Genomic DNA, 13,307 nt, shown 5'->3' on the forward strand with positions numbered 1-13,307 from the left:
GTTGCCGCCCAGCGCAGTCCCTCTGTCGCACAGTGCAAGGCGCTCGCGAGGGCAGGCTCCCCGCCCCGCCATCGCCCTAGCGTGGTGTCGAGCGAGGGAGAGACGATGACATTGCTCGGAGCCGAGACGTGGCATGGCGCGCTGTTCAGCGGAGGCTGGCGATCGGGGTCAGGATCTCCGCAGGCGGTGATGGAGCCGGCGACAGGGGCCTCGCTCGGTCAGGTCGGCACGGCGAGTGTGGCTGATGTCCTGCGCGCGGCGGAATCCGCGTCGCACGCGCAGCGCGACTGGGCGAAGCGCCGTCCGGAGGAGCGGGCGGACGTGCTCCGGCGGGCCGGGCTGCTCTGGCAGGAGCACGCGGCGGAAGTGGAGCGCTGGATCGTCCGCGAGACGGGCGCGATCCCGCCGAAGGCGCAGCTCGAGACCCATATCGCTGCGAACGAGTGCTTCGAGGCGTCTGCGCTCCCCTCATACCCGCACGGCGACGTCCTCACCTCGAATGAGGACCGCTGGTCGTTTGCGCGCAACCTGCCTGTCGGGGTGGTCAGCGTGATCGCACCCTTCAACTTCCCCCTCATCCTGGCGATCCGTTCCGTGGCACCTGCGCTCGCCCTCGGCAACGCGGTGCTCCTCAAGCCGGATCCGCGCACGGTCGTTTCGGGCGGGGTATCCATTGCACGGATCTTCGAGGAGGCCGGGCTGCCCGACGGCCTCCTGCATCTGCTCCCCGGGGGTGTCGAGGTGGGTCAGGCGCTCGTGACCGCGCCCGAGGTGAGGGTGGTTGCATTCACCGGGTCGACCACAGCCGGCCGCAACGTCGGAGCGCTCGCGGCGCAGAACCTCAAGCGGGTGCACCTCGAGCTCGGCGGCAACAACGCGCTGATCGTGCTCCCGGGGGCCGACCTGGATGCGGCAGCCTCGGCAGGCGCGTTCGGCTCGTTCATGCACCAGGGGCAGATCTGCATGACGACCGGCCGGCATCTCGTCCACGAAAGCCTGTCCACGGCGTATCTGGAACGACTGACCGACAAGGCGCTGAAACTGCCGGTCGGGAACCCGGACACCGACCAGGTTGCGCTCGGGCCGATTATCGACGAGAAGCAGCTTCAGCGCATCGACGGCATCGTGAGATCGTCGGTCGATCGCGGCGCGCGACTTCACGCGGGTGGGACACATGAGGGACTGTTCTACGCGCCGACCGTGCTCAGCGAACTTGACGACGCATCCCCCGCCTGGGCCGAGGAAGTGTTCGGCCCGGTTGCGCCCGTGCGGTCCTTCTCGAGCATCGACGAGGCAGCCGAGCTCGCACTCGCGAACTCCTACGGACTGTCGCTCGGCATCCTGGGCGATGTGGGCACGGCGATGGATCTCGCGGACCGCATCCCGACGGGCAAGATCCACATCAACGAGCAGACTGTCTCAGACGAAGCGAATGCCCCGTTCGGCGGCACGGGCTGGTCGGGAAACGGGTCGCGGGTGGGTGGCCTCCGCACCAACCTCGACGCGTTCACGGACGTGCAGTGGCTGACAGTGAGATCGTCGATCGCTCCCTACCCGTTCTGAGCGGTCGGGGGTGGCCAGTCGGTGCTGTGGGGCGACGGTCCAGTCGGTGTTGCCACCGCGTCGAGGCTAGACGACGAGGAGCTCGATGCTCCGGGACTCGCAACCTTCCGCACGGACGGTTGCCGTAATGGTGCCCGGAATGTGCCCCGCTCGGACGACGGCTAGCGCTCGTCCGAGGAATGTCGAGTGTGACGTGGTGCAGAACCCCTCTTCGGTGATCGCCTCGCCGCTTCCGAACCCGAGGAGCGTGCCAGCCCCTGAGACCACGATCTCCACCCGACGGTCCTGTAGCGGACGCACGATTCCCTCGCTGTCGGCCAGTTCAATCGCCACGTAGGCGAGGTCCTGCCCGTCAGCCCGGAGCCGATCCACCTCGGGTGTCACCACTAGCCGGAGGTTGGGGGCGGCGCTGCGGAGGGAGTCGCGGCCGATTTCGCGACCATCCGAATCGCGTGCGATGGCGACGAGCTCCCCCGGCTGAAAATCCAGGGCGAAAGTGGACAAGAACCCTGCAGCCGCGCCTGACGGACGACGCCCGACGGTGATTCCGTTGTGCATGAGCTCCACCTCAGCGGCGTCGGCGTAGACCTCGACGGTGGCCTCCCGGCCCTCGCATCCTTCCCAGCTCCAGCTACGTATTGAGTTCGTTGAGCGCCAGCTCGACACCGTCTGCTTCTCGCCCGCATGGTGCACCGGCTGGACGGCGAGGTGCGGGCCCGACCGCAGCCCCCACCCGATCTCGTTCAGGTACGACTGCGTCTGGCGATGCCCGGTGATGTCGATGTTCGGGGTGCCTGCCGCGAGCGCGGGGTACGGCAGGTAGAGGCGCGCGCGGTCGTTGTAGCGGATGGTCGCGAGCCCTCCCTCTCCCAGGTAGTCCCAGCCCGTCCAGACGAAGTCACCGATGACGTGCGGCTGGTCGGCGATGTCCTGCCAGATCGCCACGGTCTGCGTCGCGGGATCCTCGCTGCCGACCATCACGCGCTCGGGGTGGAGGGCTGAGTCTCCACGGAACCGTGAGGCCATGTAGTTGTAGCCCGCGATGTCGACCGTCGCATACGCGTCGCGGGTCTTTTTGTCCACGATGCCGAGCTTGAGCACCCGGGGCATGACCTTGGTCATCACCCCCATCATCAGATTGAGGATCAGAATGAAGTTCTTGTTGGTCTCCTGGCGGCCCGCGGCTCGAGCTGCTGCTGCCTTCTTCTGCACCTTCTCCTCGTCAGGGGGTGCAACCAGGTTGAGAAACGCGTTGATGCAGTTCGTCACGGGCCTCGATGGGTCGAGTTCTCGGGTTCGCTCGGCAAGCCGCCGGCTCGTATCGATGCCCTCGGGGAGCGCGGTTTCACCGATCTCGTTGCCGATCGAGTACATGATCACCGACGGGTGATTCCGGTCCTTTTCGATCATCGCCTCGAGGTCCCGTTCCCACCATTCGGCGAACTCGATCGAGGAGTCCCAGTTCACCTTCGGCCGGGTCCACGCGTCGTTCAGCTCGTCCATCACGAGGACGCCGAGTTCGTCGCAGGCCCGCAGCAGCGCCCTGGATGCCGGGTTGTGTGCACTGCGGATGGCGTTGAATCCGCCCTCTTTGAGAATGCGGACGCGGCGCCGTTCGGCGGCGTCGAGGGTGTGGGCACCGATGACGCCGTTGTCGTGGTGGATAGCGGCGCCGCGGAGCTTGACCGATTCACCGTTGATGCGGAGCCCGTGGCTCGCGTCGACGTCAATGGCGCGGATGCCGAACCGGTCGTGGCTGGAGTCGATCACCTCATCCTCGGATTCGAGCGACACCGCGATGTCGTAGAGCGTCGGTGACTCGGGCGTCCAGAGCGCGGCATCGGTGATGGTCACCAGCTGCCGTACCGTGGCTCGACCATGGCCAGGCACGTCGACGACCTCTGCGGCGTTCACCGGCTCGTCCCCCTGTGCGGTGAGTGCCGTCGAGACGCGCACGCGGCGGGTATGGTCCTCGTCATTCACCAGCTCGGTGAGGATCTCGACGGTTGCTTGAGCGCTGTCGACGGACAGTGTCCGTGCGCACGGTCCCGCGGCCGAGATCCGCAGCGCCGGCCCGATGAGGAGGTGCACGGGGCGGTAGATGCCGCTGCCGGTGTACCACCGGCTGTTCGGCTCGTCCGCGTTGTTCGCGACGACCTCGACGACGTTCTCCTCCCCGATCAAGAGGTGTTCGTCGAGCGGCACCCGGAACTCGGCATACCCTGACGGCCGCCCCCCGACGTGCCAGCCGTTGAGGTACACCTGCGATCGTTGGTACACGCCCTCGAACTCGAGCAGCACAGCCAGCCCCCGCCATTCCGCGGGAGCGACGAACCGCTTCGTGTACCGGTAGACGCCACCGGGGAAGTAGCCGGTGTTGTGTGCGTTCGCGCAGTCAGGGTCGCGGCGCTCGAACATCATGGCGTCGTGCGGGAGGGTGAGCGGCCCTGTCGGTGCGGACGCCCGCCCGGGGGTTTCTGCGGCGACGAACCAGTCGTCGTTGAAGGGATGGCGCAGCACGATTTCTCAGCGAACGCGTTTGATGAACATGACCGCGATCGCACCGATGATGGTGAACGCCATCATGACGACGAACAGCGACGGGTAGCCGACCGTGCTGATGAGCAGTCCGCCGAGCACCGGCGTGATGATCTGTGGCGCGCCATTCGCGACGCTGATCATCCCGATGTCACGACCCGCGTCGTCAAGGTTCGGCAGCACGCGCGAGATCAGCGCCTGGTCGACGGCGAGGTACGCCCCGAAGGCCAGCCCGGCGACGCTCATCCCGATCAGGATGCCGGTGAAGTCCGGCATGAGCAGCGGGATCAGAGCGGCCGGCACGAACATCAGCGACGACACCACAACGAAGATCTTCAGCCGACCGACCCTGTCAGCGAGGACTCCGCCGAGGATCGCGGCGACCATCGTGAACAGGATGCTGATCCCGCTGACCTGCACGATGGCTGCGGATGCGGCATCTGTACTCCCGTCGCCGAACTTGATGTAGTCGCGCAGCAGGAAGAGCATCATCCCTTGGACGATGAAGTAGCCGAAGAACGTCAAGAACCGACCCACGAACGTCAGCCAGAAGTCGCGCTCGGTTCGCAGGCTGGGCAGCTTCGACCTCACCTTCGGTGCGCTCGCATCGAGCGCCCGGAGAGCCTCAGCGGAGAGGTCCTTCGTGAAGAAAGCGAAAACGGCGCCGATGATGACCAGCTGCGCGGCGACCACGCCGTAGGCGATCAGCGGGTCGGTGACCAGGCCGCCGACGGCGACCCCGATGAATGTGCCCAGTAGCCCGAGGGTGCCGGACAGTCCCGACATCGTTCCGCGCACGCGCACCGGAATCCGCTCGGGGAGCACCGCGGCCATCGCTGTCTGGTAGCCGGTGAGCGGCCAGATGGCGATCGCCCAGACGATCCCGAGGACCAACGCGTTCGGAGACAGGCCCGTGATGATGAGCGCGACGGCCCCGACGAGCGCAGTTCCGAGGATCCAGATGTTGCGGCGACCGAGGAAGCGGACCCGGGTGCGGTCGGACGCGAAGCCGAGGACCGGGCCGGCCACCAGGCCGACGATCGCGGCGAAGCTCACGACCACACCGAGCGTGCCCGCGTCATCCGGACCTCCAGAGCCGAACGCGGCGACCTGGCGCGCGAGCAGCACCTGGAGAACGGAACCCCACACGATCGACAGGCTCAGCAGACCGAGGGGATAGAGAATCCACAGCCGCTTCGGCATCGTCGCAGGCCCGGTGTTCGGGTCGGACGTCGGACTCGCCAGCGCCGGGGAGGCGAGAGCTGCTTCGGGTGTGCCGATCGCAGGCACAGTGTTCTCTGACAAGGTCTTCTCCATCGAAGCTCGGCCCGTGGGCTATTTATTCAAGTACTTGAAAAATAACACGACTTCGCGTGAGGCGCGAAGTAGACTCGTCCCACGGCCAGCGAGAAGAGACCGATCACGTGACCAGCACGCCCGAGACACCACGACGACGTGGGCGTCCCCCTCGCATAAGTCGCGCGCAGATCATCGAAGTCGCCCGGGCGATGGAGCCGGACAGACTCACGATGCGAGCCATCGCCGCAGAACTCGGCGTCGACCCATCGGCCGTGAACTATCACGTGGCCGACCGTGAAACGCTGCTAGAACTTGTCGCAGCGGATGTGGTGCTTTCGCAGATTGAGGACACCCGGCTGCCCGACAGTGCGGATTGGCGTGCGGCCATCCGCGTGTTCGCGGATCGGCTACGCGCCGGCGTTATTCTGAGTGGCTCGCACAGCCCCTACTTCCGCTTTCCCGCGGGCGGGGCGCCGCGGGCGCTGACGATCGTTGACGAGGTTCTCGAACGACTGACTGGCGCGGGGCTCTGCGCCGACGAGGCGATCCGAGCCCTCACCGCCGTCAACCAGATCACCTTCGCGGCTGCCCGCGAAGCGGTGCTGACACAGAATGGCGGCCGCCACCCTCAGCTCGATGAGATGCAGCGTGCGATTGATGACCTCCAGCCCGACGAACTTCCTGGAGCCCGAGCTGTCATCGCGCACTGGGCGCCCGAATCCGACGAGCAGTTCGCATACAACATCGACCTTCTCATCGCCGGAATCGAGAGTCGCCTCGCGGGTGACCCCAGCTAGCTCGCGATCTCAGCGCGGAACCACAAGCCCGGAAGATCGGAGAATCGATCGCCGTGTACTGCGCCCGCGAGCAGCTCCCAGTCACCATCGCGGTGCATTTCGGCCAGCAACGCGTCTTCCATGTCGCGTTCGAGGGGACTACCGCGGAAAACGACCATTGGGTCGAACGGAAGCGCAACACGGTCTGGAGAGCGGCGTATCGAGCTACGAGGTGGCGCTCACGACACGGTTGGCGGGGAAGATTCCTGCCTGGCTCGAGTCACCGCAGCTCGCCGCGGCAAGCGGCGCCGTTCCGCTGCTGAGCAATGACGATGTCGTCGGCACGGTCGCCTTATCGGGCCTCGTCGACGCCGAGGAACTGATCACGACGCGGTGATGTCGGGGATCTCGCAGTAGCGCCAGTCGCTCTGATCTGAGCACAGACCGCCAAGAGTGAACGGGCGACGGCGGACGACCCCACGTTTGTCACGACCACCGCCCGAGCTGGAGGCGTCCGGGGCACTACCTGACGGGCGATTCTTCGACGGTCTTGGCGGGGTCTCGCTCGACGACGTCTCCAAGGCAGTCGTCGATCCGTGACATCAGCTCGGGCGGGATGATGACCCCCGACGCACGGACGTTCTCATGCACCTGCTCCGGTCGCGACGCGCCGATGAGCGCAGAGGCGACATTGTCGTTCTGCAGCACCCACGAAACCGCCAACTGCGCCATGGACAGCCCGAGTTCGTCGGCGATGGGCCGCAACCGTTGGACTCGTTCGAGGACGTCATCCCGCATGAACCGAGAAATCATCTCGGCGCCCCCGTTGCCGTCGGTGGCACGGCTGCCGGCCGGGGCTGCGTGTCCCGGTCGGTACTTGCCAGTAAGGACGCCTTGGGCAACCGGCGACCAGACGATCTGCGAGATGCCGAGCTCCCGAGACACGGGCACAACGTCGGACTCGATGATTCGCCACAGGGCCGAGTACTGCGGCTGGTTGGAGACGAACGGGATGCGGAGTTCTTTGGCCAGCGCGGCTCCTGCCCGGAGCTGGTCGGCCGTCCACTCGCTGACTCCGATGTAGAGCGCCTTGCCGGAGCGCACGATGTCGGCGAACGCAACCATGGTCTCCTCGAGCGGCGTGGCGTTGTCCCATCGGTGCGCCTGGTAGAGGTCGACGTAGTCCGTGCCTAGGCGGCGCAGGGATCCGTCGATCGACTCCATGAGGTGTTTGCGGGACAACCCGGAGTCGTTCGGCCCCAGTGGGCCGACCGGGTAATAAGCCTTCGTGAAGATCTCCAGCGACTCCCTGCGCTGGCCGCGCAGCGCGTCGCCCAGCACCACCTCCGCCTTGGTGTTCGCATACATGTCGGCGGTGTCGAAGGTGGTGATTCCGGCGTCGAGGGCGGCATGCACGCACGCCATCGCGGCTTCGTTCTCGACCTGGGAGCCATGTGTGAGCCAGTTGCCGTACGTGATCTCCGAGATCTTCAGTCCGGATGCGCCGAGGTGACGGTGCTTCATCGGCTTACCTCCGTCGCGGCGAATGCGCTTCGGAAGTCGTGGGACCCTCCCACGACTTCGAGAACGCGGCCGTCGGGCAGGATGACATCCGCGGGAATCCCCTCGGGGATGGACACGGCAAGCTCGAAGGTGTCTGCGACCACTTTCCATGCGCAGTTGATCGTTCCGTGGATGCTGTCGTAGGACGTCTCCACCCAGTCGATGCCGGGACCGGGCTGAGGTTCGATCCGGACTCGCGCGTAGCCGGGGGCGGCCGGTCGAATGCCACCGACGACTTGGTAGATCCAGTCGGCCACCGCGCCCAGGGCATAGTGGTTGAAGCTGGTCATCTCACCCGCGTTGATCGAGCCGTCCGGGAGCATGGAGTCCCATCGCTCCCAGATCGTGGTGGCTCCCATCGTCACGGAGTACAGCCAGGAGGGGCACTCGCGCTCGAGCAGGAGGCGGTACGCCTCGTCGACGTGCCCGGTCAGGGACAGCGCCCACGTCACGAATGGGGTGCCCGCGAATCCGGTCGTCACTCGATAGTCCGACTGGACCACCAACTCGGCGAGACGGTCACCGGCCAGCTTCCGAGTCGTGCCGTCCAACAGGCCGAAGGCGATCGCGAGGGCATACACCGTTGCGCAATCGGATTGAATCCAGCCGGTCTCGTCCACGTAGTGCTGTGTGAACGCGGACTGTGTCCGCTCCGCCAGTGCTGACCAGTGCTCTTCGTCGTCCGACTTTCCGAGCTGGCGCGCGGCCTCGGCCGCGAAGGAGGCCGATCGGTACAGGCACGCGGTGGCCACGACTGCCGGATCCGCCTTAGCCGCGCCGGGGTCCTCCGGTGGTGCGTCGGGGTCGAGCCAGTCACCGAGCTGTTGCCCGCCCGTCCAGAGCCCGTCACGGGACACATCCTGCGCGATCGAGTGCAGATGCATGGTCATCGCGGGATAGTGCTCTGCGAGTTGCTCCAGGTCGCCGTAGGCGGTCCAAAGTGCCTGCGGTACCCAAACAGCGGCATCCCCCCAAACTGCGGTGGCGCGGTGCCACGGGAGCGTGAAGCCGTCGGGGAAGTTCGCGTACTTGAGGACATCGGGGACCGTGAGAGGGACGAAGCCACCCTCGCTGTGCTCCGTTTCGGCGCGGAGATCCCGCAGCCAGCCGTCGAGGAAGTCGGCCGTGTCGAACTGGAAGGCGGCCGAGGCCGCATACGCGGCGATGTCGCCGGTCCAGCCCAGGCGCTCGTCGCGCTGCGGGCAGTCGGTGGGCACGCTCAGGAAGTTTCCCTTCTGCCCCCAGACCGAGTTGTGGATCAGCTGGTTGACCAACGGGTCGGAGCAGGCGAACCGACCGGTGCGGCGCATGTCGGAGTGCACGACGACCGCTTCGAGGGCGGTAGATGTCAACTCGTCAGGCCAGCCGTCGATCTCTATGTAGCGGAAGCCATGGAACGTGAGCGTCGGCTCAAAGGTGTCAACTTCCCCGGAAAGGACGAACACGTCGGTTGCTTCGGCACCGCGAAGCGGCCTGACTCCGAGCTCGTCGTGCTCGAGCACCTCCGCGTGGCGGATCCGGATCTGAGCGCCTGCCTGGCCCTGTGTGGTGAAGCGGACCCAGCCGACGAGGTTCTGGCCGAAATCGACGAGGGTGCGCCCTGAGGGCGCCTTCCACACCCGGGTCGGGGTCAGTACCTCGTTGCGAACGATGAGTGGTGCAGTCTGCGCGACCACCGTGCTCGTGTCCAGGGCAACGCTTGTGGTCGCGACCGGGCGTCGGGTCCGGCGGAGTCGGGCGTCGATGGTCTGCCCGTTGTAGAGCGAGTTGCGGGTGGTCTCCGACGCTTCCGCCTCCCAGTCGCCGGCGGTGACGACGCGCTGCGTTTCGCCGTCGCGATACGTGATTTCGAGCGCTCCGGCGACGCCGATCTCCTCGCCGTAGTTCGCGTTCGCTCGCGCGAACCCGAGGTCACCCCGGTACCAACCGTTGCCCACGACGAACGAGAGCGCCACGACGTTGCCGCGACCCTGGGCGAGCGCGTTGGTGACGTCGAAGGACTGGTACGCGAGCCTCCACTCGTACGCGGTCCATCCCGGATTGAGCACCGACTCCGTCACCGACTCACCGTCGATGAAAGCCTCGTAGACGCCGTGCGCGGTGACTGCGAGTGTCGCAGACACGATGTCGGCTCGATCCTGCTCGAGCGCGACGAGCCCGCGTAGACGCGGTGCGGTGTCCCTGTCGACGGCGGCTCCGATGAGTCGGGCATCCCGAAGCGGGTGAAGGTTCGCTGTCATACTGTCCATCACGGTCCTGGCGCGTGAACCATGCCCCCGCTTGTGCTGCGGATCGGCGCCTGAACACCCGCGTTCTGAGTAGTCCTACGATTAGACCATTCACTGAATGGTTTTAGCAACCAGCGTCACGATTCGTGAGCGCACTCCGCCGCGGCGCGCGCAAGCTGCACGGACCGATAGTCCGCGCCACCCGGGTGCTGGCGCGGCCATGGAATGTAGCCGAACGCGAGATCGGCTTTCGGGTCCGCGAAGGCGAGGGCACCGGCGGCGCCGTCGTGCCCGAAGGCCCCCAGTCCGCCGTACGGCATGCGCGGCTGCGGGAGGAGGAACACGGCGCCGAAGCAATTCGGAACATCGAGGACCCGATCCTGACCCCAGGACCGCTGCGTTGCCATATCCGCGAACACGTCAGCCGAGGCAAGCGGGCGCTGTGCCGAGGGAAGCGCGTCCGCGTACAGCGTGGCCAGTCCTCGCGCTGAGCCCACCCCGCCGATCGCGCTGGGGCCGGCACGGCGAACACGGGGATTGTTCGTGCTCGTGCCGCGCTCGCTGAGATCTTCCGGGGCGTCGACGTTGTTGAACACGGCGCTCGCCAGCGCGTCGATCGGGGGACGCGCAGCTACTTCTCGCTCTTGTTCGGCCGAGAGGATGGCGGGCGCGAGGGGGACGTATCGGCTCTCCTCACCAGCAGGTAGCCCGAGGAAGAAGTCCGCGTTTCGCGGTGCGCGAATGTCTTGCTCGTAGACCGCCTGGAGCGTTCGGCCGGTGACGCGGCGAACGAGCTCCTCCATGAGGATGCCGATCGTCAGAGCGTGGTAGCCGAACGCCGAGCCGGGAGTCCAGATCGGCGCCTGGCGGGCGAGGCGCGCGGCTCCACGGTCGGACGCTTCGAGGATCTCATCCAGCCCGAAGGTGCCGCCCGCCAGGGCAGGGAGCCCGGCGCGGTGGGCGAGCAGGTCGCCGACGGTGATCGCGTCCTTCCCACGCGATGCGAATTCGGGCCAGTACTGCGCCACAGGCAGGGCGAGGTCGAGCTCTCCGGTCGCGATGAGCGTCGCCATGACGAGGCCAGCGACGCCCTTCGTCACCGAGAACACCCCTGTGAGGGAGTCGCGCCGGAGGGCCGCTCCGCCGGCCAGGTCGACGACGAGTCGTCCACGATGCCAGATAGCCAGCTGGGCACTGTACGCCGGGTCCGCCTCCAGGTACGAAGCGAAGAGTCGCTGCACCGGCTCGAATCGATCGTCAACGGGTCCGTCGAGAGCGGTCATGTCGCCTCCGGGGTGAGGTGCTGGTCGTGGAGCGCGTCGATGCGACCGGTGCGTGCGACGCGTGCAAGGGCGTGGGCGCTGGGTTTGGGGGTGCGTGCGTAGTCGTGGTGCCTGTCGACCGCGATGAGCCCGAATTTGGGTCGGTAGCCTTCGGACCATTCGAAGTTGTCGAAGGCTGACCAGTGCAGGTAGCCACGCACATCCACGCCCTCCGCGCGGGCGGCGGCCACGGCGCGCAGGTGCCCGTCGAGGTAGGAGATGCGCTCGAGGTCGTCCTCGGTCGCGATTCCGTTCTCGGTGACGTAGATCGGGAGGCGCGCGTCCGCTGCGCGGTGGAGCATGACGCGAAGTCCGTCGGGATGGATCGCCCACCCCATCTGCGTCGTCGGGACCCCCGGCGGTGGCGGGGCGAAGATCGTGGGACTCGCGGGATCGACCCAGTTCTTTCGGTAGTACTGGACCCCGAGCCAATCGCCGGCATCGACAGGGTCCGCAGCCAGCCCGTCGATGTACAAGTCGACGATCTCTGCCTGCATCTGCGCGCAGAACTGGCCTGTCACGTCGTCCTCGCGGGCGGGTGCCAGGAGAGGCAGTTGAACGACGAGTCCGGTGGTGGCGCCGGTCGTTTCGTGGACAATTCGAACTGCCGCTCGGTGGGCAGCCAAGAGCGTCCGTCCGACTCGCTTCCATAGGGTCGGATTCGTCACGCCGGGCGGATGGTATCCCTCGAGGTAGCCGTGCAGAGCGACCATCTGCGGTTCGTTGATGGTGCACACGTGTTCGAGCAGGTCGCCGAGTCCCACGCAGACGTGGCGGACGTACTGCTCGAAGCGGTCAATGGCATCAGGGGCGGTCCATCCGCCGCGATCTGCGAACCATCGAGGGAGGGTGAAGTGGTGGAGCGTGACGAATGCCGTCATGCCGTTATCACGCACTGCCGTGAGGACGCGGCGATAGTGAGCGAGCTGTGCCGCACTGAACTCACCTGGGGCTGGTTCGATTCGCGCCCACTCGATCGACAGGCGGTGCGCGGTGTGGCCGAGGCTGGCCAGAAGCGCGAAGTCATCCGCGAAGCGGGCGTAGTGGTCGATGCCGTCGCCAGAAGACTCGACGCTCGCGGTGTGCGGATCATGCTCGAATGCCCACCAGTCGGAGTTGACGTTGCTCCCCTCGACCTGGTGCGCAGCCGTTGCCGCCCCCCAGAGGAATTCTTCGGGGAAGTCTCTGCCGTCTTCCATCATCTCTGAGCCCCTCCCCGCTCCTCACCGATGGTCGCGTCAAGGAGTTGATCCAGGTACCAGGCAGCCTCGGAGGCATTCTCGATGACGGCGAGGTGGGCTCCGGGCAGTTCGTGGTATCGAAAGCCGGGGGCCTCGCGAGCGAGCATTCTCATCTGAGCGGCTGGGGTGGCGACGTCAGCCGCTCCTCCGACGGCTATGCCGCGGGTTTCGAGTGCGGCGACCCGGCCTCGCGCGTCGTATCGAGAGAGAGCTCGACAGCACGCGACATACGATCCGACGTCTACTCGAGCAAGATCGTGCATCGCACGTGCGACAGCATGGGGCTGCGACGCGATGAACCCGTTCGTGAACCACCCTCTCGTGGTGCCCGTGGGATCAAAGGCGGCGGTCTGATCGGCCTGCGCCGCCGCTTCGAGCTGCGCCCACCCTCGCGCAGTGCCGAAGTGGAGAGCGCTCGCGAAACTCGCAATGCCGGCGATCGAGCCGTTCAGTCTCGCGCACTCGACCGCGATCGCGCCCCCCAGTGACACCCCCGCTACCACCACGGGCCCGAGACCCATGGAGGCGTCGAGCGCGGCCAGAGTTGCGCTGGCAAGATCTTGCACCGTCTCGGGTTCCCCGGGCGCGGCGTCCCCATGACCGGGAAGGTCCAGCAGCACGACGTCGAGACGGTCACGCCAGGCGAGCTCAGCGAGAGCCGGGTCCCACATCCGTGTGGAACAGCCGAGCGACGGCAAGAGCACGAGCGTTCCTCGCGGATTGCTCGCGGTGAGTCGGCGCGAGATCTTCACACCTACAGAATGCAGGTCACTGACA

At 66.6% G+C, this 13,307-nt stretch carries 10 protein-coding genes and 1 pseudogene; 4 read left to right on the forward strand and 7 right to left on the reverse strand.

What is annotated here, in order from left to right; translation table 11 throughout:
• The first annotated feature begins 105 nt into the window (after positions 1–105).
• Positions 106–1,563: a benzaldehyde dehydrogenase gene (locus tag Microterr_RS14770; RefSeq protein WP_263797060.1), complete on the forward strand. Its 1,458-nt coding sequence runs from the start codon at positions 106–108 to the stop codon at positions 1,561–1,563.
• 66 nt (positions 1,564–1,629) lie between these two features.
• On the opposite strand, the gene Microterr_RS14775 is transcribed toward Microterr_RS14770, so the two are convergent.
• On the reverse strand, positions 1,630–3,654 hold the full coding sequence (locus tag Microterr_RS14775) for a glycoside hydrolase family 2 TIM barrel-domain containing protein (protein WP_486348044.1): 2,025 nt from the start codon (positions 3,652–3,654) through the stop codon (positions 1,630–1,632).
• Positions 3,655–4,089: 435 nt separating this feature from the next.
• On the reverse strand, positions 4,090–5,406 hold the full coding sequence (locus tag Microterr_RS14780; protein ID WP_263797059.1) for an MFS transporter: 1,317 nt from the start codon (positions 5,404–5,406) through the stop codon (positions 4,090–4,092).
• 224 nt (positions 5,407–5,630) lie between these two features.
• Between Microterr_RS14780 and Microterr_RS14785 the strand changes: the two genes are divergently transcribed.
• The 3 genes and pseudogenes from Microterr_RS14785 to Microterr_RS14790 all read left to right on the forward strand — a co-directional run bounded on the left by Microterr_RS14785 (position 5,631) and on the right by Microterr_RS14790 (position 6,573).
• Positions 5,631–6,197 carry a TetR/AcrR family transcriptional regulator C-terminal domain-containing protein gene (locus Microterr_RS14785; protein ID WP_263797057.1) on the forward strand — a complete coding sequence of 189 codons (567 nt, stop codon included), beginning with the start codon at positions 5,631–5,633 and terminating at the stop codon, positions 6,195–6,197.
• 53 nt (positions 6,198–6,250) lie between these two features.
• A pseudogene (locus Microterr_RS15510) lies at positions 6,251–6,352 on the forward strand (heme-degrading domain-containing protein); the annotation flags it as partial.
• Between the two features lie 56 nt (positions 6,353–6,408).
• On the forward strand, positions 6,409–6,573 hold the full coding sequence (locus Microterr_RS14790; protein WP_263797055.1) for a hypothetical protein: 165 nt from the start codon (positions 6,409–6,411) through the stop codon (positions 6,571–6,573).
• Positions 6,574–6,698: 125 nt separating this feature from the next.
• Here Microterr_RS14790 and Microterr_RS14795 read toward each other — a convergent pair whose 3' ends face one another.
• The 5 genes from Microterr_RS14795 to Microterr_RS14815 form a co-directional block, all read right to left on the reverse strand.
• Entirely contained in the window at positions 6,699–7,700 is a 1,002-nt protein-coding gene (locus Microterr_RS14795; protein WP_263797054.1) for an aldo/keto reductase family protein, read from the reverse strand.
• Positions 7,697–9,988, reverse strand: a complete 2,292-nt coding sequence (locus Microterr_RS14800; protein WP_281974211.1) for a family 78 glycoside hydrolase catalytic domain — start codon at positions 9,986–9,988, stop codon at positions 7,697–7,699. Before Microterr_RS14800 ends, Microterr_RS14795 begins: the two co-directional genes overlap by 4 nt.
• A gap of 116 nt (positions 9,989–10,104) precedes the next feature.
• Positions 10,105–11,250: a serine hydrolase domain-containing protein gene (locus Microterr_RS14805; protein WP_263797052.1), complete on the reverse strand. Its 1,146-nt coding sequence runs from the start codon at positions 11,248–11,250 to the stop codon at positions 10,105–10,107.
• Positions 11,247–12,491, reverse strand: a complete 1,245-nt coding sequence (locus Microterr_RS14810; RefSeq protein WP_263797051.1) for a glycoside hydrolase family 1 protein — start codon at positions 12,489–12,491, stop codon at positions 11,247–11,249. The genes Microterr_RS14805 and Microterr_RS14810 overlap by 4 nt, the downstream gene beginning before the upstream one ends.
• Positions 12,488–13,282 carry an alpha/beta fold hydrolase gene (locus Microterr_RS14815; protein WP_263797050.1) on the reverse strand — a complete coding sequence of 265 codons (795 nt, stop codon included), beginning with the start codon at positions 13,280–13,282 and terminating at the stop codon, positions 12,488–12,490. The genes Microterr_RS14810 and Microterr_RS14815 overlap by 4 nt, the downstream gene beginning before the upstream one ends.
• Between the last annotated feature and the right edge of the window lie 25 nt (positions 13,283–13,307).

This window comes from Microbacterium terricola, from assembly GCF_027943945.1.
GTDB lineage: Bacteria > Actinomycetota > Actinomycetes > Actinomycetales > Microbacteriaceae > Microbacterium > Microbacterium terricola.

Excerpts from the sequence above, each read along its gene's own strand:
- Microterr_RS14770 (WP_263797060.1), top strand. The coding sequence starts at position 106 with ATGACATTGCTCGGAGCCGAGACGTGGCATGGCGCGCTGTTCAGCGGA.
- Microterr_RS14785 (WP_263797057.1), top strand. The coding sequence starts at position 5,631 with ATGCGAGCCATCGCCGCAGAACTCGGCGTCGACCCATCGGCCGTGAAC.
- Microterr_RS14795 (WP_263797054.1), bottom strand. The coding sequence starts at position 7,700 with ATGAAGCACCGTCACCTCGGCGCATCCGGACTGAAGATCTCGGAGATC.
- Microterr_RS14800 (WP_281974211.1), bottom strand. The coding sequence starts at position 9,988 with ATGGACAGTATGACAGCGAACCTTCACCCGCTTCGGGATGCCCGACTC.
- Microterr_RS14805 (WP_263797052.1), bottom strand. The coding sequence starts at position 11,250 with ATGACCGCTCTCGACGGACCCGTTGACGATCGATTCGAGCCGGTGCAG.
- Microterr_RS14810 (WP_263797051.1), bottom strand. The coding sequence starts at position 12,491 with ATGATGGAAGACGGCAGAGACTTCCCCGAAGAATTCCTCTGGGGGGCG.